The following is a 1,140-nucleotide window of genomic DNA, read 5'->3' on the forward strand; positions in this document are numbered from 1 at the left end:
GACTGAGCTAGTGGCTCTTATGGCTGGGCAGGCTGGACTCGAACCAACGAATGCGGGAGTCAAAGTCCCGTGCCTTACCGACTTGGCGACTGCCCATCGTATTTATTGGGGTGGATAGTGGGATTCGAACCCACGACCTCCAGAGCCACAATCTGGCGCTCTAACCAAACTGAACTATACCCACCATATGGTGCGCCTTGAGAGATTCGAACTCCCGACACACGGCTTAGAAGGCCGTTGCTCTATCCAGCTGAGCTAAAGGCGCATATTATGGAGCGGGTGATGGGAATCGAACCCACACAACCAGCTTGGAAGGCTGGGACTCTGCCATTGAGCTACACCCGCATGGTGGTGACCCCTAGGGGATTCGAACCCCTGTTACCACCGTGAAAGGGTGGTGTCTTAACCACTTGACCAAGGGGCCATACTATCCGGCAACGACCTACTCTCCCACACCGTGCGGTGCAGTACCATCGGCCCTGCGGAGCTTAACCTTCGTGTTCGGAATGGGAACGGGTGTTTCCTCCGCGGCATAGTCACCGGATTAGTTCTTTCAAAACTGCACAGCCTATATGATCAAGCCCTCGACCTATTAGTACCAGTCAGCTAAACGCCTTACGACGCTTACACCTCTGGCCTATCAACCTGGTGTTCTTCCAGGGGTCTTACTAGCTTAACGCTATGGGAAATCTCATCTTGAGGTGGGCTTCGCGCTTAGATGCCTTCAGCGCTTATCCCATCCGAACATGGCTACCCAGCTGTGCCGCTGGCGCGACAACTGGTGCACCAGAGGTTCGTCCATCCCGGTCCTCTCGTACTAAGGACAGCTCCTCTCAAATTTCCTACGCCCGCGACGGATAGGGACCGAACTGTCTCACGACGTTCTGAACCCAGCTCGCGTGCCGCTTTAATGGGCGAACAGCCCAACCCTTGGGACCTACTTCAGCCCCAGGATGCGACGAGCCGACATCGAGGTGCCAAACCTCCCCGTCGATGTGGACTCTTGGGGGAGATCAGCCTGTTATCCCCGAGGTAGCTTTTATCCGTTGAGCGATGGCCCTTCCACTCGGTACCACCGGATCACTAAGCCCGACTTTCGTCACTGCTACCTTACTTTTTTTCAGTTTTTCTACTGCTTCC

Annotated in this window: 5 tRNA genes and 2 rRNA genes; all 7 read right to left on the reverse strand. The window is 55.2% G+C overall.

The window, feature by feature from the left end:
* Window positions 1-20: 20 nt before the first annotated feature.
* Window positions 21-96, reverse strand: a tRNA-Gln gene (locus TCEL_RS11295).
* A gap of 10 nt (window positions 97-106) precedes the next feature.
* Window positions 107-184, reverse strand: a tRNA-His gene (locus TCEL_RS11300).
* Between the two features lie 4 nt (window positions 185-188).
* Window positions 189-265, reverse strand: a tRNA-Arg gene (locus TCEL_RS11305).
* 6 nt (window positions 266-271) lie between these two features.
* Window positions 272-345: transfer RNA gene (locus TCEL_RS11310), tRNA-Gly, on the reverse strand.
* A 4-nt stretch (window positions 346-349) separates the two neighbouring features.
* Window positions 350-424: transfer RNA gene (locus TCEL_RS11315), tRNA-Glu, on the reverse strand.
* A gap of 5 nt (window positions 425-429) precedes the next feature.
* Window positions 430-544 (reverse strand): 5S ribosomal RNA (gene rrf / locus TCEL_RS11320).
* A 28-nt stretch (window positions 545-572) separates the two neighbouring features.
* Window positions 573-1,140: ribosomal RNA gene (locus tag TCEL_RS13870) — 23S ribosomal RNA — on the reverse strand; the annotation flags it as partial.

Source organism: Thermobrachium celere DSM 8682 (genome assembly GCF_000430995.1).
GTDB classification, from domain to species: domain Bacteria; phylum Bacillota; class Clostridia; order Clostridiales; family Caloramatoraceae; genus Thermobrachium; species Thermobrachium celere.